Annotated in this window: 17 protein-coding genes and 1 pseudogene; 10 read left to right on the forward strand and 8 right to left on the reverse strand. The window is 61.9% G+C overall.

Translation table 11 applies throughout. The features are described 5' to 3' along the window. Positions 1 to 123 precede the first annotated feature (123 nt). The gene (locus PV773_RS17570; RefSeq protein ID WP_347967603.1) at positions 124 to 504 is read left to right on the forward strand and encodes a hypothetical protein; all 381 of its coding nucleotides are present in this window, start codon (positions 124 to 126) and stop codon (positions 502 to 504) included. An 80-nt stretch (positions 505 to 584) separates the two neighbouring features. Here the strand turns inward: PV773_RS17570 and PV773_RS17575 are convergent, their stop codons facing one another. From PV773_RS17575 to PV773_RS17590, 4 genes are all read right to left on the reverse strand, one after another. After that, a complete protein-coding gene (locus tag PV773_RS17575; RefSeq protein WP_347967604.1) occupies positions 585 to 1,721 on the reverse strand; it encodes a site-specific integrase in 1,137 nt (378 codons plus the stop codon). 2 nt (positions 1,722 to 1,723) lie between these two features. Then, entirely contained in the window at positions 1,724 to 2,110 is a 387-nt protein-coding gene (locus PV773_RS17580) for a type II toxin-antitoxin system VapC family toxin (RefSeq protein ID WP_347967605.1), read from the reverse strand. Beyond that, complete coding sequence (locus PV773_RS17585) at positions 2,110 to 2,367, reverse strand: type II toxin-antitoxin system VapB family antitoxin (RefSeq protein WP_347967606.1); 258 nt, start codon at positions 2,365 to 2,367, stop codon at positions 2,110 to 2,112. The genes PV773_RS17580 and PV773_RS17585 overlap by 1 nt, the downstream gene beginning before the upstream one ends. Positions 2,368 to 2,606: 239 nt before the next feature. Then, complete coding sequence (locus tag PV773_RS17590; protein WP_347967607.1) at positions 2,607 to 3,005, reverse strand: hypothetical protein; 399 nt, start codon at positions 3,003 to 3,005, stop codon at positions 2,607 to 2,609. A gap of 68 nt (positions 3,006 to 3,073) precedes the next feature. On the opposite strand from PV773_RS17590, the gene PV773_RS17595 reads away from it, so the two are divergent. The 3 genes from PV773_RS17595 to PV773_RS17605 are packed head-to-tail and all read left to right on the forward strand — an operon-like array spanning position 3,074 to position 6,434. Continuing rightward, positions 3,074 to 4,645: a recombinase family protein gene (locus PV773_RS17595; RefSeq protein ID WP_347967608.1), complete on the forward strand. Its 1,572-nt coding sequence runs from the start codon at positions 3,074 to 3,076 to the stop codon at positions 4,643 to 4,645. Continuing rightward, a complete protein-coding gene (locus PV773_RS17600) occupies positions 4,642 to 5,535 on the forward strand; it encodes a plasmid partitioning protein RepB C-terminal domain-containing protein (protein WP_347967609.1) in 894 nt (297 codons plus the stop codon). Before PV773_RS17595 ends, PV773_RS17600 begins: the two co-directional genes overlap by 4 nt. Next, positions 5,532 to 6,434, forward strand: coding sequence for a plasmid partitioning protein RepB C-terminal domain-containing protein (locus tag PV773_RS17605; RefSeq protein WP_347967610.1), 903 nt, complete (start codon positions 5,532 to 5,534; stop codon positions 6,432 to 6,434). The genes PV773_RS17600 and PV773_RS17605 overlap by 4 nt, the downstream gene beginning before the upstream one ends. Positions 6,435 to 6,527: 93 nt before the next feature. On the opposite strand, the gene PV773_RS17610 is transcribed toward PV773_RS17605, so the two are convergent. The 3 genes from PV773_RS17610 to PV773_RS17620 are packed head-to-tail and all read right to left on the reverse strand — an operon-like array spanning position 6,528 to position 8,868. Further along, positions 6,528 to 7,925: a UvrD-helicase domain-containing protein gene (locus tag PV773_RS17610; protein ID WP_347967712.1), complete on the reverse strand. Its 1,398-nt coding sequence runs from the start codon at positions 7,923 to 7,925 to the stop codon at positions 6,528 to 6,530. Further along, positions 7,865 to 8,701, reverse strand: a complete 837-nt coding sequence (locus tag PV773_RS17615) for a UvrD-helicase domain-containing protein (protein ID WP_347967611.1) — start codon at positions 8,699 to 8,701, stop codon at positions 7,865 to 7,867. Before PV773_RS17615 ends, PV773_RS17610 begins: the two co-directional genes overlap by 61 nt. Continuing rightward, entirely contained in the window at positions 8,698 to 8,868 is a 171-nt protein-coding gene (locus PV773_RS17620) for a hypothetical protein (RefSeq protein WP_347967612.1), read from the reverse strand. The genes PV773_RS17615 and PV773_RS17620 overlap by 4 nt, the downstream gene beginning before the upstream one ends. Between PV773_RS17620 and PV773_RS17625 the strand changes: the two genes are divergently transcribed. Beyond that, a complete protein-coding gene (locus PV773_RS17625) occupies positions 8,867 to 9,214 on the forward strand; it encodes a hypothetical protein (protein ID WP_347967613.1) in 348 nt (115 codons plus the stop codon). The genes PV773_RS17620 and PV773_RS17625 overlap by 2 nt on opposite strands. On the opposite strand, the gene PV773_RS17630 is transcribed toward PV773_RS17625, so the two are convergent. Then, positions 9,208 to 10,104, reverse strand: a complete 897-nt coding sequence (locus tag PV773_RS17630) for a LysR family transcriptional regulator (protein WP_347967614.1) — start codon at positions 10,102 to 10,104, stop codon at positions 9,208 to 9,210. The genes PV773_RS17625 and PV773_RS17630 overlap by 7 nt on opposite strands. Positions 10,105 to 10,266: 162 nt before the next feature. Between PV773_RS17630 and PV773_RS17635 the strand changes: the two are divergent. The 5 genes and pseudogenes from PV773_RS17635 (at position 10,267) to PV773_RS17655 (ending at position 16,525) form a co-directional block, all read left to right on the forward strand. After that, positions 10,267 to 11,660 (forward strand): annotated as a pseudogene (locus PV773_RS17635) (nucleobase:cation symporter-2 family protein). A 95-nt stretch (positions 11,661 to 11,755) separates the two neighbouring features. After that, a complete protein-coding gene (locus tag PV773_RS17640; protein WP_347967615.1) occupies positions 11,756 to 12,619 on the forward strand; it encodes a xanthine dehydrogenase family protein subunit M in 864 nt (287 codons plus the stop codon). After that, positions 12,616 to 13,098 carry a (2Fe-2S)-binding protein gene (locus PV773_RS17645; RefSeq protein ID WP_347967616.1) on the forward strand — a complete coding sequence of 161 codons (483 nt, stop codon included), beginning with the start codon at positions 12,616 to 12,618 and terminating at the stop codon, positions 13,096 to 13,098. Before PV773_RS17640 ends, PV773_RS17645 begins: the two co-directional genes overlap by 4 nt. Then, the gene (locus PV773_RS17650; protein ID WP_347967617.1) at positions 13,095 to 15,401 is read left to right on the forward strand and encodes a xanthine dehydrogenase family protein molybdopterin-binding subunit; all 2,307 of its coding nucleotides are present in this window, start codon (positions 13,095 to 13,097) and stop codon (positions 15,399 to 15,401) included. The genes PV773_RS17645 and PV773_RS17650 overlap by 4 nt, the downstream gene beginning before the upstream one ends. Then, positions 15,398 to 16,525, forward strand: a complete 1,128-nt coding sequence (locus tag PV773_RS17655) for a GTP-binding protein (RefSeq protein ID WP_347967618.1) — start codon at positions 15,398 to 15,400, stop codon at positions 16,523 to 16,525. The genes PV773_RS17650 and PV773_RS17655 overlap by 4 nt, the downstream gene beginning before the upstream one ends. The last annotated feature ends 299 nt before the right edge of the window (positions 16,526 to 16,824 follow it).

Below are 16,824 nucleotides of genomic sequence, written 5' to 3' on the forward strand. Positions count from 1 at the left end.
TGATCATCAAGCTCTTGAAGACCACAAACGTTGAGCAAACAGATCGAAATCCGGTCCAGTTCCGATAGGCATTACCTTGAGAAAGGGCTACATTAGGGTAACGCGTTATAATAAAAGCAAGGCATGGACACTCCCAAACGTCCCCGCGGCCGCCCCCGCAAACCCGACGCGCTGAGGCAGGCGGAGAGACAGCGGGCCTATCGGACCCGACTGGCAGCGGCGGGCAAGGCGGTTCGAGTCGTTCAAGCGGGTGTCGCTCCAGGTTTCGATCCAAAGCTTCATGTCATCATAGATCGCGCGTTTTTCGAAGAGCAGCGCGAGAATTATCGTCACGCGATACTGAAATTAGAACTGCTTGAAGAACGGTGGGTCAGGTTGGAGGAGCGCAATAGCTATCTGGAAAGCGAACTGAAGCGCGTCGAACAGGTGCATACCGCGACGCTGAAGGAGCTTATCGGCTTGAAACAAATGACCAAAAAAGGAAGAGAGTATGAGGAATCGTGAGGGGCAGGAGCCAAATCCATGTCGTCCGAAGCGCCGTCTCAATCGACGTGGCATCGGTCAGGCGGATCCTCTCGCATGCTTCAAAGGCCAGCGGCCTTGGTGAGGTTGACGCGGAAACGGTCGCGGCGGCGCTGGTATTTGCGGGTCATTTCGGCGCTGGCGTGGCCGAGCTGCTTCTGCACATGGCGCTCTTCGACCTCGGCCGACGAGGCGAGACCCGCACGCAGCGAATGGCCGGCAAAGAGCTTTCCGCGCTCACCTTCAGGCAGGTCGCCGCGGACGCCGGCCGCCAGCGCGGTCCGCTTGACGAGGCGGGCGACCTCCTGGTCGTTGAGCCGATCGGCGCCGACCGCCTTGCCCTGGCCCGTGACGCGCCGGAAGAGGGGGCCGTGACCGATGCGGCCGAGCTTCAGCCAGGTCTCGATCGCGACGACAGGGCAGGTGGCATCGGATGAGCCGCGGCCGATCTCGACCTCGCGCCAGCCAGTCTTGCCACGCAGCGTCACCAGCACGCCCTTGTCCAGAATCTCGATCCAGCCGCGGCCGTCTTCGGTCTGGTCGCGGCCGCAGTCCAAGCCGACGATCTCGGAGCGGCGCAGCCCGCCGGCAAAGCCGATCAGCAGCATGGCGCGATCGCGCAAGCCGCGTAAGGTTCCGCGGTCCAGCGTCTCCAGCATGGCGATCAGATCTTCGGGAAGGATCGCCTCCTTTTGCCGGGGCGGCGATGCGTGCTTGTTGCGGATGCCGGCCATGACGGTGGCGATATGGCGGTCCTTCCTGTCGAGCGGCTGGCCGCGCTGGGCACAGTTCCACGTCAGCGAGGACAGCCGGCGTTCGATCGTCGCCACGGAGTTCGGTTTCTTGTCACCGGTCGCTTTTCCCGAGGCGCAGGCGGTGATGTAGAGGCCGACCACCTGCGGATCGGGCGGAAACATCTCGACGCCTTGTCGACGGCACCAGCTCGCAAACTGCTTCCAATCCGACGCGTAGGCCCGACGTGTGTTGGCCGAACTCGCCGCCTCGACATAGTCTCGGGCGCGATCGGCGAGTTTTTCCAGATGCGCTGGAAGGCGCGGCTTCGGCCCGACAACGGGAAGGGGAGGGGAGGGGGCTTCGGCCGGCAGCTCCTCCGGAGCGCGTCCCATCTCCATGACCACATCGATGATGTGGGGAAAATCGCTCTCTCCAGCCGGTGATCCTTGACCTTCGTCAGCCATCCTTATGCCGCCTCCACATCCGTCTGGGAGAAGTCCTTGCCGATGAACAGCAGCGGTTCGTCTGCGCGCTTGGCCAGAGCGTAGGAAAGACAATCGGCAAAATTTAGCGCCGCCGGATGGCGGCCCTTGCCGTAGGTCAGCCAGGCCTGGGTGGCCAGATCGACCAGCTCGGAGTCGACAGGAATGACGTCGGCCTCGATCTTGCGGAGCCAAAGATCGATCTCGGCCAACGCGTGTTCGCCGCGCCTGCTGACCAGCACCATGCGCGCCTCGAGAACGCAGGTTGCCGGGACCAGGCGGATTGGATCGGAGACCAGCGCTCTTTCAAGCCTTTCTGCCTCGGGCTCGCTACGCAGGATCGCCACAACGGCCGAGGTGTCGATCACCATCAGTTCGGAATTCCATGCTCGTCGTAGCCAATGATCTCCTCGTCACTGCGACGATCAAGTTCAGGCAATCGCGCGACTCGTTCTCGGATGCCGCGCAATTCTGCAAGCAGACGCTCTTGGGCGGTATCACCGAAGCCCATGCGATGCAGTCGCTCGCTCAGGGCCTGATGAATGGCTGCCGTCTTGGTGATACCCTGACGACGCGCGAGTTCGTCGGCGAGCGCGACAGTAGCCGGATTTTTGATGTTCAGGGACACGAGAGGCTCCGAATTTCTACCTTTCTGGCATTTTCTACCTGCGTTTTTGAGTTCTGTCAAATAAGAACGATAATGCAAGATTATCAGTCATAATGCGCTCAAGACAAGCTGTGCGGTTATAGTCGATAAAAAGGCGATAACCGCACATTTCATTTGCGCCCCAGATAATGAATCGGTCCGTTTTGCAGTCCACCGGCTCGGTCCAGAGCCGCTGCCAAGCCAGGCTAAGCAGTCTCAATTCAGCACTCGTTGACCGGCAGGGTCGCCGTCTCCAACTGGACAGCCCTTACAGCTTCCAGTGCCATTAACGCAGCGGCGACCTTAGCGCGCGCCTCCTCAATGTCGGCCATGACTAGACAGTCGTTCCGCTGGATGGCCGCCAGGAATGCAGCGAGCACGGCGGGGCAGTTTGCTGCCAAGCCTAGAAAGTGATCCCCGCTCGGCGCGCGCTCGCCGGAAAGCCAGTTTTTCACGGTCCGCTCGTTCGCGCCGGTCCAAAGAGCTACCGTCTTGATTTTGGACGACTGCCCCTTGAGCGAGCTCCGTAGGGCTGTCGACACCAGCCTGGCGAATGAGAGCTTGCTCTGCTTCCCGCGCGGCCGATTGGGCAACATGTTGCCCGACTTTGGAAAGGACATTCCACCACCTCCGCACTGTAGTGTTGTTCGAATGCGCCGACACGGCGCAAAGAGTGGAGCGTAGGCGTTTGAATGGGCATCACGGACCATCGCGGACGGCTAGAGGCGGCAAGGACTGGTCTAACCGTGCTGCCGCCTATGTGCGGATGTCGACCGACCATCAGCGCTACTCAACCGAGAACCAGCTCGCCACTATCAGACGGTTCGCCGAGGCTCGGGACATCGAGATCGTGCGGATCTACGAGGATGCCGGCAAGAGCGGCCTGAACTTGGAAGGACGCGAAGCATTCCAACGCTTGCTCGCTGATGTCGAGCGCGGTGCCGCCGACTTTGGGACGATCCTGGTCTACGATGTTAGCCGCTGGGGACGCTTCCAGAACGCTGATCACGGTGCGCACTTGGAATTCCTGTGCTCCCGGGCCGACATCGTTGTCCATTACTGTGCCGAGCAGTTCGAGAACGACGGCAGCATCGGATCCAACCTGTTGAAGACCGTGAAGCGGGTTATGGCCGGCGAGTACAGTCGAGAACTTTCCGTGAAGGTCTTCGCCGGTCAGTGTCGCCTCGTTGAAAAGGGGTATCGCCAAGGCGGGACGGCTGGCTACGGCCTGCGGCGGCTGCTAGTCGACGAGAACCGCGAGCCCAAGACTGAGCTTTCGATTGGCGAGCGCAAAAGTCTCCAGACCGATCGCGTGATTCTTGTCCCCGGACCAATCGAGGAGGTAGAGGTCGTCCGGAGCATCTATCGCCTCTTCGTCGAACTCGGCATCCAAGAGGCTGAGATTGCGGCCCGGCTCAATCGCGAAGGTGTGGTAACCGACCTGGGGCGGCCTTGGACGCGCGGCACGGTCCATCAGGTTCTTACCAACCCAAAATACATCGGTGACAACGTCTTCAACCGCGTCTCCTTCAAGCTGAAAATGCGCCGGGTCATCAATACCCAGGAACATTGGGTGCGCGCCCGTGGCGTGTTTACGGCGATCGTCGACGTCGCAACCTTCGAGCACGCCAGGAGGATCGTGGAAGAGCGAAGTCGAAGGCTCGGCGACGACGAACTCCTCACCTTGCTCCGCTCGCTTCTGGAGGTGCAGGGGTCCCTTTCCAGCATCGTCATCGATGAGCGCGACGACATGCCGTCGAGCAGTGTCTACAGGAACCGCTTCGGCAGCCTGCTGCGCGCCTATCACTTGGTCGGATACAGCCCGCAGCGTGACTACCGCTACATCGAGATCAATCGGCGCCTGCGGGCTATGTACCCTGACGTCGTCGCCACTGTGATTGACGGCCTGCGCGCCGCCGGCGGCGACGTCCGCGTCCATCCCGAAACGGGTCTGATCGACGTCAACGACGAGTTCACCGCTTCGGTCGTCGTAGCCCGCTGCGGTGAGACGCAAGCGGCTTCGCCACGGTGGCGCATTCGGCTTGACGCTGGCCTGGCGCCCGATGTCACCGTCGCCGTCCGCATGGACCGCGGCAACGTGTCCCCGCTCGACTACTACCTGCTCCCGCGTCTCGACATGACCGAGCCGAAGCTTCGGCTCGCCGAGAGCAACGGCCTGTCCCTGGACGGCTATCGTTTCGAGACGCTGGAGTTCCTATTCTCTCTTGCGGCTCGAGCCCAGTTTGAGGAGGCAGCATGACTGAAGCGAAGCACACTCATGTAGAGATGATCCCGATCGATCGGATCGTCATCCTGAACCCGCGCGCCCGCAATCGGCGTAAATTCCTGGAGGTGGTCGAAAGCATCAAGACGGTCGGGCTAAAACGCCCGATCCGCGTTAACACCATGATCGGCGCAGACGGCCAGCGATCTTACGGACTCGCGTGTGGCCAGGGGCGCATCGAGGCCTTCCGCGAGCTCGGCCGGACCGAAATCCCGGCCATAGTCACGGAAGCATCGGAGGAGGAATGCCTCGTCATGAGCCTGGTTGAGAACTGTGCTCGCCGGCAACACCGCTCCATCGACCTTCTCCAAGATGTCGCGACACTGCGCACACGCGGCTACAACGACCGACAGATCGCAGAGAAGATTGGCACTTCGCCGGAGTGGGTCAGCATGATGGCCACGTTGATCGAGAAGGGCGAGCAGCGCCTCATTGAAGCCGTCGACGCGGGAACCATTCCCATCTCGGTTGCTATTGAAATCGCCCGCGCGGACGACGAGACAACCCAGAAGATGCTGGCTGAAGCCTACACCGAGGGCAAGATCTCCGGCCCCCGACTGATAAAGATGCGACGCCTGATCGAGCAGAGGACGCGTCGCGGCAAGCACATGTCCACGAACCCTTTCGGTAAGAAGCTCGGTAAGGCCAGGACGTCCGAGGCTTTTGTCCGCGTCTTTCAGCAGGAGGCAGACAAGCAGCGCCTGCTGGTGAAGAAGGCCGAGGTGACACAGACCCGCCTACTCTTCGTTGTGGAGGCCTTGAAGAACCTGCGGGCCGACGAGAACTTCGTCACACTCCTTCGGGCTGAACGTCTTGATACCCTGCCTAAGGACTTGGAAAACCGCATCGCGGGAGAGGCAGCATGACAGACGTTGAAACCTTGACGAGGATCGCCTTCGAGCCCGATTGCATCATCGTGCCAATCGGCTCCCTCCTGCCTGTCCGGCCGCCTCGGGCGACGGTCAAGGCTAGCCACAAGTATCAACAGATCCGCACATCAGTTATCGAGATCGGGCTGGTCGAACCTCCCGTGATCGCTAGGATCGACGGCAATCCTAACAGCTATCTCCTGCTCGACGGCCATGTCCGCGTCGAGATCCTGAAGGACCTTTGCACGACCGAGATAGAATGCCTCGTCTCAACCGACGACGAGAGCTTCACCTTCAACAAGCGTATCAGCCGCCTCTCCGCTGTCCAGGAGCACTCCATGATCCTGAAGGCGATCGCCCGCGGCGTCTCCAACGAGAAGATCGCTCGAGCGCTCAGCCTCCATGTCAACAGCGTGCGACGGAAGGCGACCCTGCTAGACGGCGTCTGTCATGAAGTCGTGTCGATGCTGAAGGACACGATGTGTCCGATGGCCGTGTTCGAGATCCTCAAGCGGATGAAGCCGCTGCGCCAGATCGAGGCCACCGAGCTGATGATTGCTGCGAACAACTATACGTCGGCCTACGCCACCGCGCTTCTCGCTGGTACGCCGACCAATGAACTTGCCGGCGAGAGGAAGTCGAAGAAGGTGCGTGGGGTCACGCCGGAGGCGATGGCTCGGATGGAGAAAGAACTTGCCCGGCTCCAAGAATCCATGGCTGCGATTCAGGATACCTACGGCAAGGAGCATCTCCAACTGACCGTCGTAAAGGGCTATCTCAGCAAGCTGCTCCGCAATCCGCGTGTCGTGCGTTACCTTCTTCAGCACCGACCGGAATACCTTGAGCAATTTCAGGCGATAGCCGATGTCGCCTCCTTCACTGATCAGGCGGCATGATCTGTTTCGCGCGCCGCTCAGCCGTCTGCGGATGGTCCGGTTTCGGCCGATTGATTGCTGAACCGGACCACCAAGCGCTTGGCGCAGGGCATGTCAGACGTATTTTGACGGCCAACGCCAGTCAGTCTGCGGCTTGCCATAACAGTTGGTGTCGTAGGTAAAGCGACCGGACGCGACCTCTCGGCAAGCCCAGACAATTTGACCATACTGGTTGTAGAAGGCATCCCAATCAGCGCCTTGGTAATAGCTGGGGCGATAACCCCCTCCACCCCCGCAATCGTTGTTGGCGCACACCGCCACCGCTGCGCCAACCGCCGCAATTGCGACGCCCGCTGCGATAGCGTTGTTTTGGTTGTTGACCATCTCCACGCGCTGGAGGGCCGTGGCCTGCTGCAGGCCAACCAGGGGCCCTCGCATCAGCGCACCGAAGGCCAGCGTGTCCGAGGAATCGGCCAGGACCCGCAGCAGGGCAAGAATGTCCTGCGTTTCCTGCCGTCGCATCAGCGTCTGGCCTGCTTGCGAGGATACCGCGAGCCCGCGCTTCTCGAGCGCTCGCTCGTAACGCCATAGCTCCGTGTGTCCAGGCGAAAGCAGTGCGATGTCGCCAGCCTGGAGCGGCGTGCATGTCTTGTCTGTCCGTTGTATCGACACGTTACCGATCAAGGCCGCGCAAATGTCGGCAACCCGCTCGGCCTCGGCATCTCGGGACATTTCCGCGTAGATGCGCCCGTCGGTCGCGACCTCGATGGTGAAGCGCGCCACGCAAGGGAGTGGATGTGACGTCTCGAACAGCGTGGGTGCGAGCGCGACGTATCGGGGCTGCGAGGGCTTGGCAAAGACCGACTCGAAGCAGGCGTTCACATGATCGATGATCGGGCTCAGCGACCTGAAATTGGCGGTGATCTCGATCACCGCGCCATGATCCTGGCCGTCGATCAACTGGCGACAGAGTTCGTAGGCTTCGATGTCGGCGCCGCGAAAGCGATAGATCGCCTGTTTCGGATCGCCGACGAGGAAAAGCGCTCCGGGCCGTAGCTCCGACTTCTCCCATTGTCCTGGCCGCGTTTCGGTCGCGGCGATCGAGAACAAGATCTCGTTCTGGATGCCGTCCGTGTCCTGGAACTCGTCGACCAGGATAAAATGATAGCGCTGGCCGATGGCCTGACGCACCTCTTCATGGTCGCGGACCAGGGTACGAACGTGGATCAGCAGGTCGTCGAAATCCAGGACGGCGGCAGCCCGCTTGCGTGCCTGATAGCTTTCCAGCAAGTGGTCGAGGGAGACCGACAGCGAGCATACCAGCGTGCTGGCGATATGACCTACGAGCTCGCTCCAGGCGATGACGACGGTTTCGTAGAGCGTCCGGCCGTCACCGGGACCAGCATCATTGCGGTGAGCGCCGAAGCCCCGCGCCGCCTCATAGTAGGTTTTCAGCTGCAGGCCCTTGCGCTCGAAGAGGCGACCGGCTCCCGGATTGCAGAGCCGCCACAGGGCTCGGAAATCCCCTTTGCTTGCGAGACAGTCCTGATAGCGCTCTGCAAGCCCGCGCAGTTCATGTGCGATGTCGGAAAGCCATTTGTCGGGTTCGGCATTCGCCTGCCACCGGTCGAAATCGGCGACCGCTTGGACAAAATCAATGTCGGGCCGTGCGTCGGCAGACGGACGGATCGGTTGCGCATCTGGGTGTTTGCGCCGGAGGTTCGCGAGTTCGCGAATAAGGCCCACCACCTGAAGCGGGATCTCTTCCGCCAATACAACAATCGGTCGTCTTCCGCCGCGTCGGCCGCAAGCCGTTGCGAGAACCAGGCCGACAGCTCGGCCATGAACAGATTGTCCGCGACCGTCGCGTCGACCACGCGGGCGCCGGGGTCGAGCCCAGTCTGCACGCCATGGCTGCGGATGATTGCTTGGCAAAACCCGTGAATGGTGGTCGCTGTCAGCTCATCAAGCCGGGGAGAGGCGGCGATCAGCGCCTCGCGCTGTTGCTCCGAAAGCCCCTGCGGAAGAACCGTCTCAAGAAAAGCGGGAACATCCCCCGACAGCAGCGTGTCGAGCGTCTCCCTGATCCGGCGCGCGAGTTGGCTCGCCGCAAGCTCCGTGAAGGTGATGGCGGCGATCTCGCCAGGCCGGCGGCCGTCCGCCAGCATCATCGCCACGCGACCCGCCATGAGCGAGGTCTTGCCGGTACCTGCGGCCGCCTCGACCAGCAGAATCGAGGAAAAATCGGTCATTGCCCGAAAACGGGCGTCCTGATCGACGAGCGTCATGTCGAGGCGCTCCAGAGCCGGTTGAGCGGCTGATTTGCCGCCCGGAACTCGGAAGCCTTGCAGCGCAAATAACTCTCGCGATCGGCCGGCATCGCGAGGCGCATATCGTCATAATCGGCGTCCTGCTCCCAACGCGGCGCGATCCGGCCGCTGCGCAAGATCGTCATGGCAGCCGACAGATATGGGCGCCACGCCAGCCAGCGGGAGGAAGGCGAGCTGTCCGCGCAACTCATGGGGTTCCTCAACGCCTCGCTCGCAAGCACCGAGACGACCCACATCTGGCTTCAGCGCTTTTCTCGTGAGCTCGTTACGTCGTGGCGCAAGATTGCGCGCAACTCCGAGCAGGAATGGGACGTCTGTGCGGAAATGATCGCCAATACCGATCCAGCCCGCGACCTGGATCTTTCCCTTGCGCACTTCACGGGGCGCATCGAGGGTACGCCTTGCGCTTCTGCGACAGAAATGGCGCGGAAAAAACATCAGATAGCGCCAAACTGGTCGCAGGTTCAATGAACTGACTTCAGTAGAAAGTCTCGGAAGCACCGTGCGGCAGGCGAAAGGGAACGCGTCCGTTTCTGGATCAGGCTGACCTCGCGCTTAATGTGCGGCTCGGTCGGTGTGCGAACAACGAGGCCCATCGAGGTCGCAAGGCGCGTGACGGCCGAGGTCATGATCGCGACGCCGAGGCCGCCTTCAACCATGCCGATGATCGTCAGCGGCAGCGCCACCTCTTGCATCGACTTGTCGAGCGGCAGAACGATGCCGTTGCGTGCCAGTTCGTTTTCCAGCCGGTCGCGGATCGGGTTGCCCCGCTGCGGGCCGATCAGCTTGCACTCGGCAAGGTCGGTCCAGCGCAGTTCGGGACGTTTCACCAATGGGTCCTCGGCATGGAGCACCACCAAAAACTCATCGGTGGAGAGCCGTGTGCCGACGAGTTCCGGATCGTCTTCCGGTACTGTGCCCAGTCCAAGGTCCACCAAACCATTGGCGACCTGCTCCAGCACGGTCTTCTCTGCGACATCGTGCAGCTCGACAGTTATCTCGCTGTGGAGCTTGGTGAAGGCGTTGACGAGCTGCGGCAGCATCAAAGCAGCCTGAACCGTGCCGGCGGCCATCGTGACCTTGCCGCGCCGCAGCGCATTCAGTTCCCGCGAGCTCTCCACCATGCCCTCGATATCGGCAACGGCGCGGGCTGCGATCGGCAAAATATCCATGCCCGCCTGAGTGAGGCGCAGCAGACGGGTGTGCCGGTCGAAGAGGCGAAGATTGAGATTTTGCTCCAGCTGCCGCACCAGTGTACTGACGGCCGATTGCGACGAGCCGAGCTTGTCGGCGGCTAGGGTGAACTGCCCAAGATTGGCCACGGTGACGAAGGCCCGAAGCTGTTTCAGCGTGATGTCCATGCTGATCCATTCATTCAGTTATTAGATGAATAAATATCATTATGCCGATTGTTTGCTGATTTGCCCAGCCGCATGATCCCTCTTGTACGGCGTGCGGTGTTAAAACATGAGGCCAAGATGCCCCCCACCGCGCCGGAGCACTATTCGCTGGGAGGATAGCGAATGTCCAATCTTGATACGACGGATCCCGTCGAGAAGAAGTACCCGTTCCCGAGCCTTTTCGCTCTAGGTCTGCAACACGTTCTGGTCATGTATGCCGGCGCTGTCGCCGTGCCGCTCATCGTTGGCAGTGCGCTGCATTTGCCCAAGGATCAGATCGCGATGTTGGTCAGCGCGGATCTGTTTTGTTGCGGCATCGTCACCCTCATCCAGGCCCTTGGTTTCGGCCGCCACGTCGGCATCCGGCTGCCGATCATGATGGGCATCTCGTTTACCGCCGTTCCCTCGATCATCGCGACGGGCACCAATCCGGACCTCGGTATGCCCGGTGTCATCGGAGCGGTCATCGGCTCCGGTGTCTTCACCGTCATCGCCGCGCCCTTCTTCGGGCGGTGGGTGCGGTTCTTCCCGCCGGTCGTCACCGGCACGGTCATGCTGGTCATCGGCCTTTCGTTGATGCGCGTCGGCGTGAACTGGGCCGCCGGCGGCCAGCCGATGCTCCGGGGGCCGGAAGGCATGATCCCCAACCCCGCCTATGGCGCACCCTTCGCGCTCGCCGTCGCGGCTATCGTGCTGCTGTCGATCCTGCTGCTCACACGAGTTCTCAAAGGCTTCTTGTCCAACCTTGCGGTGCTGATGGGCATAGGCATCGGCTTGCCATCGCGATCGCATCCGGCAAGGTTGATTTCCATGGCGTTGCGGACGCCGGCTGGGTGCGCATCATCCACCCGCTCGCCTTCGGCTGGCCGGTCTTCGAATTCTGGTCGGTCCTGTCGCTCTGTGCGGTCATGACCGTCATGATGATCGAATCGACCGGGCAATTCCTGGCGGTCGGCGACATGGCCGGGCGCAAGATCACCCAGGCCGAGCTTACCCGCGGCCTCAGAACCGACGGCGTGGGTAACATCATTGGTGGCTTGCTCAACACCTTCACCTACACGACCTATGCACAGAATGTCGGCCTGCTCCAGATCACCGGCGTCTTGAGCCGCTTCGTGGTCGCGGCGGGCGGCGTCATCCTGATCCTGCTCGGTTTGCTGCCGAAGGTTGCCTTCATCAGCGCGTCGATCCCGAGCTATGTCGTCGGCGGTGCCGCCATCGTCATGTTCGGCATGGTCTCGGCGACGGGGGTGAAGATCCTGGCGAAGGTGGATTTCGTCGCCAACCGCCGCAACCTCTACATCGTCGCGGTCAGCGTCGGCCTCGCCATGGTGCCGGTCGTTGCCGACAACATCTTCGCCCAGCTTCCGGTCGCAGTCGGAAAGTTCCTGCACAGCGGCGTGCTCGTCGGCACGTTTGCGGCAGCACTCCTCAACATCCTCTTCAACGGCGTGCCCGCGAAAGAGCCTGAGGACAGCGAGCTGCAGAACCATACGCCGGCGACCGACCTCGCTTGAACAGCAACAAATATGAGTCCGGCGGCCCTCGCGCCGCCGGAGCCCCGAGCCGCGCAGCCCAAGAGGCCAAGCGGCCAGAATCCAAGAGGAATGCCATGAGGCGCTTTGAATACCATCGGGCGGACACGCTGGAGCACGCCTCCCGTCTTCTCACCGACCTCGGAGACGACACCTTTTTGTTCAACGGTGGTACGGACCTTCTGGTCGAAATCCGCGAACGGCTGCGCCGCGTACGCAACGTCGTCGACATCAAGCAGATCCCGGGCCTGTCAGACATCACCTATGACGAAACGCGCGGCCTGACTTTCGGCGCGCTGGTGACCGTGGGCCGGCTGGAGCGCCTGGCGCTGGTGCGTCAGCGCTACCCGAACCTGTATGCGGCCTTCGCCTCGCTCGGCTCCATCCAGGTGCGCAACCGTGCAACGGTGGTAGGCAATGTCTGTCGTGCCTCGCCGTCGGCCGATACGATCCCACCGCTGATTGCCGATGGCGCGTTCATCCACATCTACAGCCGCACCAACATGCGCGTCGTGCCGCTTGCCGAATTCTTCACCGGCCCCGGCAAGACGGTGCTGGCCAAGGGCGAGATCGTCACCGGCATCACCGTGCCGCCCGCCAGCGACAACTCCGGCAAGGCCTATCTCAAGCACGGCCGCCGCAAGGCAATGGAACTCTCCACCGTCGGCGTCGCTGTCAGCCTCACCATGGAAGATGGCCTTTGCAACGACATCCGCATCGCGCTCGGCGCGGTCGGTGCAACCGTGCTGCGCGCCCCCGAAGCCGAGGCCATGCTGCGCGGCACGTCGCTCGACGCGGCAACAGTCAAAAACGCCGCCAACAAGGCGATGGAAGAATGTACGCCGATCAGCAACGTGCGCGCCAGCGCCGATTACCGCCGCGACATGGTGGGTGTGCTGACCGGCCGCGCCATCAAACAGGCATTGGAGGCTTTCGCATGAAGCGGATCGTTGAACTCACCATCAATGACGAGCCGCGCGACATGACGGTGGATAGCTGCCGCTCGCTGCTCGATGCGCTGCGCGACGATGTCGGCCTGACCGGCACCAAGAAGGGCTGCGATGTCGGCGATTGCGGTGCCTGCACCGTCATCGTCGATGGCGAGCCGGTCAATGCCTGTCTGATGCTTGCAGTGGAGGCCGAAGGTCGCTCGGTCGAGACGGTGGAGGGGCTTCAGCCGGGCGTCGATACCCTGCATCCGTTGCAGGATGCCTTCATGCGCCACGGCGCCTCGCAATGCGGCTTCTGTACGCCGGGTATCCTGATGATGGCCAAGAAGCTGCTCGACGACAATCCGCGACCGACGGACGAGGACATCCGCTTCGGCCTTAGCGGCAATATCTGCCGCTGCACCGGCTACACCAAGATTTTCGACGCGATCAAATCCGCCGCGACCGAGATGGAGGCTGCAAGATCATGAATGTGACGACCCCGATCGAACAGCGCGATTTCAAGATCGTCGGCAAGAGCGTTCGCCGCGACGACGTGCTCGAAAAGGTGACGGGCGAGGCCGAGTATACCGGCGACGTCAAGCTGTCGGGCATGCTGCACGGCAAGATCAAGCGTTCTGCCGTCGCCCATGCGCGGATCAAGAGCATCGATGTCAGCAAGGCGCTCGCCTATCCCGGCGTCAAGGCGGTGCTGACCCATGAGAACGTGCCGCGCGTGCTGCATTACGGCTCGCCGCACCCGCGTTCGGCCTCCTGCACCAAGGACCAGTATATCCTCGACGACAAGGTGCGGTTCTGGGGCGAGGGCGTCGCCGCCGTCGCCGCCATCAGCGAGGAGATCGCCGACGAGGCGCTCGACCTGATCGAGGTCGAATACGAACCCTTGCCGGCCGTTTTCGAGCCGGAGGATGCAGCCCAGCCGGGTGCGCCGCTGATCCATGAGGTCGGGCCGGGCGGCAACCTGGTGATCGATCCGGTGCGCATCAATCGCGGCGATGTGGACGCAGCTTTTGCCGAGGCTGATTTCGTCCTCGAAGGCACCTTCTCCGGAGGGCGGCCGCATCCGGCCTATATGGAGCCGAATGTCTGCATTGCGGACTGGGACGGCTCCAACAAGCTGACCTTCTGGACCTCCACCCAGACCTCTTTCATGGTGCGCGGCATCCTTGCCGAAGTGCTCGGCCTGCCGCTCACCAAGGTCCGCGTACTCGTCGACCATATGGGCGGCGGCTTCGGGGCCAAGCAGGACCTGTTCCAGCACGAATTCCTGTGCGCGCTGCTCGCGAAGGAAACGCGCCGGCCGGTGAAGATGGAGTTCACCCGCCACGAGACCTTCGTTGCCGGCCGCTCGCGCCATCCCTGCAAGATCTGGCTGAAGCAAGGGTTCAAGAACGACGGCACGCTCGTCGCTCGTGACATGAAGCTGGTCTACGACTCCGGCGCTTATGGCTCGCATGGTCCGGGTGTCACCATCGTCGGCACGACGGCTGCCACCTCGCTCTATCGTTGCGAGAACGTGCGGCTGGAAGGGCGGTGCGTCTACACCAACACGCCGATCAACGGTGCCTTCCGCGGCTATGGCGTGGTGCAGAGCTACTATGCGCTCGACATCCAGATGGACGAGGCGGCCGAGCTGCTCGGAATGGACCCGGCGGAGCTGAAACTGAAGAACGTGGTCCGCGCCGGCGATATCGCGCCGTCGGGCCATCCGATCCTCGGCCACGGCCTGGAAATCTGCCTCCAGCACGGCATCGACGTGCTCGACTGGAAGAAGCTACGCAACCGCGACCGCATGCCGGATCCCAAGCAACCGCATATTCGAACCGGTTGGGGCATCGGCTGCGAAATGCACGGTTCTTCCGCCTATCCCGGCATCAAGGAACAGGGCAACGCCACGGTGAAGGTCAACGAGGACGGCACCGTAACGCTGCTTACCGGTGCCGCCGGCCTTGGCACCGGGGCGCACACCGCGCTGGCGCAGATCGTTGCCGAAGAACTCGGCGTACGCTTCGAGGATGTCGGCACGATCCATGGCGACACGGATGTGGTGCCGTGGGACATCGGCGCCTTTGCCAGCCACACGACCTATCTCGTCGGCACGGCCGCCAAGATGGCCGCCGGCAAGGTGCGCGCGGCTGTTTTCGATCGCGCGGCGATGAAGCTGCAGGTCTCTCCGGCCGAGATCGACCTTTCCGAAGGTAAGATCTTCGTCATCGGCGATCCAGGCCGCTGCATGACGGTCGCCGATGCGATGGGGCCGTCGCGTGGCATTCCCGCCGCCAACATCGTCGCGAACGGCACATACGAGCCGACGAAATCCTATTCCTTCGCCGCGCATTTCGCTGAGGTGCATGTCGATACGGGAACCGGCATTGTCGAGGTCAAGCGCGTCATACCCGTTCACGATGTCGGCCGGGTCATCCACCCGATCGCTGCGCAGGGCCAGATCGAGGGCGGAATCCAGCAAGGCATCGGCCACACGCTGACCGAAGACTACATCATCGACAAGAAGACCGGTCGGTCGCTCAACGCCGGTCTCGTCGATTACAAGATGCCGCTCTCCATGGACATGCCGGATATCGAGACGATCATTCTCGAGGCGGCACCCGATCCGGGTGGCCCCTGGGGCGCGAAGGGCGTGGGCGAGGATCCGATCATCGCCATCGGCCCGGCCATCGCCAATGCCATCCACGACGCCATCGGCGTCCGTTTCCGCCACTATCCGATCACCCCGGAAGACATCCTGAAAGCCTTGAGGGAGAAGGGCGCATGAACATGCAAGTCGAACCTGTGAGCCAAAAACTCCCTATAACGATCCTGACCGGCTTCCTCGGATCGGGAAAGACGACGCTGCTCAACTACATCCTCACCGAACGCCACGGCCACCGCATCGCGGTGATCGAGAACGAGTTCGGCGAAGTCGACGTCGACAGTGACCTGGTGCTCGCCTCCGACGAGGAAATCTTCCAGATGCAGAACGGCTGCATCTGCTGCTTCGTCGACGTGCGCAACGACCTCATTGACGTGATGAAGAAGCTTTTGAGCCACAAGGACAAGTTCGACCACATCATCGTCGAGACTTCGGGCCTGGCGGACCCGACCCCAGTCGCAACCGCCTTTTTCGTCGACCGCAGCGTCGCCGACGAGGTCGAGCTGGATGCCATAGTCACCCTGGTGGATGCCATGCATATCGACCAACACCTCTACGATCCGGTACTGGACGGCAGTGACAACCAGGCAGTCAACCAGATCGTGGCGGCCGACCGCATCATCGTCAACAAGATCGACCTTGCCGGCGAAGAGGCGCTAGGCTCGCTGCAGGCGTCGCTGCGCAAGCTCAACCAGACAGCGCCCATCCTGCGTTCCAGCTACGGTGTGGTCGATCTTTCCAACATCCTCGGCGTCAAAGGCTTCCGTCCCTCCTACGTCCGCGAGCGGGCGGAAATACTCGACATCGACATGGACAATGATCATGACGCGCATGGCCACCACGAATGCCACGATGCGGCCTGCGACCACCTCGACCATGACCACGGGCACCACCATGACCATGGTCAGGGCCACGCGCCTGCACCTGCCCTGCGCCCACACAGCCATGACGCAACAGTGAAGTCCCACTCCTTCGTCTACCCGCATTCTTTCGACGGCGAGAAGCTCGCCACTTTCCTGAAAGATTATCTCGGCGAGCGCGGCGACGACATCTTCCGCACCAAGGGGATCGTTTCGGTAGCCGATGACGAGCGCTTCTTCGTGCTCCAGGCAGTGCACAAACTGGTCGATTTCCGCCCGGACCACAGCTGGGGCGAGGACACGCGGAAGTCGAAGTTCGTCTTCATTGGCCGCAATCTCGACCGTGACGGCATAGACAGGAACCTGCGCGCATGCCTGGCGGCCTAGCAGCGCTTCTCCCGTCCTAATACGCCCGCTCAATTCCTGTGTCCAACACGCCCGCGCATTTTCCCGCGCGGGTGGCCGCCGCCGCTCGCTATAAAATATCGTTTAAAAAGAATTGGTTAGTGGCTTTTTCCGTTGACAGAAAGTCGGACTCATGGTTTCTTCAGAGTTGAGTAGAAGCGCCGACAATTGCTCACCGTCTGTTGGACGATGAGGCCGTGATGTCGATGCTCGCTACGGAAGAAACATCTGTCGGTTGCAGCCGCCCTGCGGCATCCGCACCGACTTTCCTTCCCTGTCAT

Origin of the sequence: Mesorhizobium sp. CC13 (assembly GCF_039907765.1) — a bacterium.
Lineage (GTDB): Bacteria > Pseudomonadota > Alphaproteobacteria > Rhizobiales > Rhizobiaceae > Aminobacter.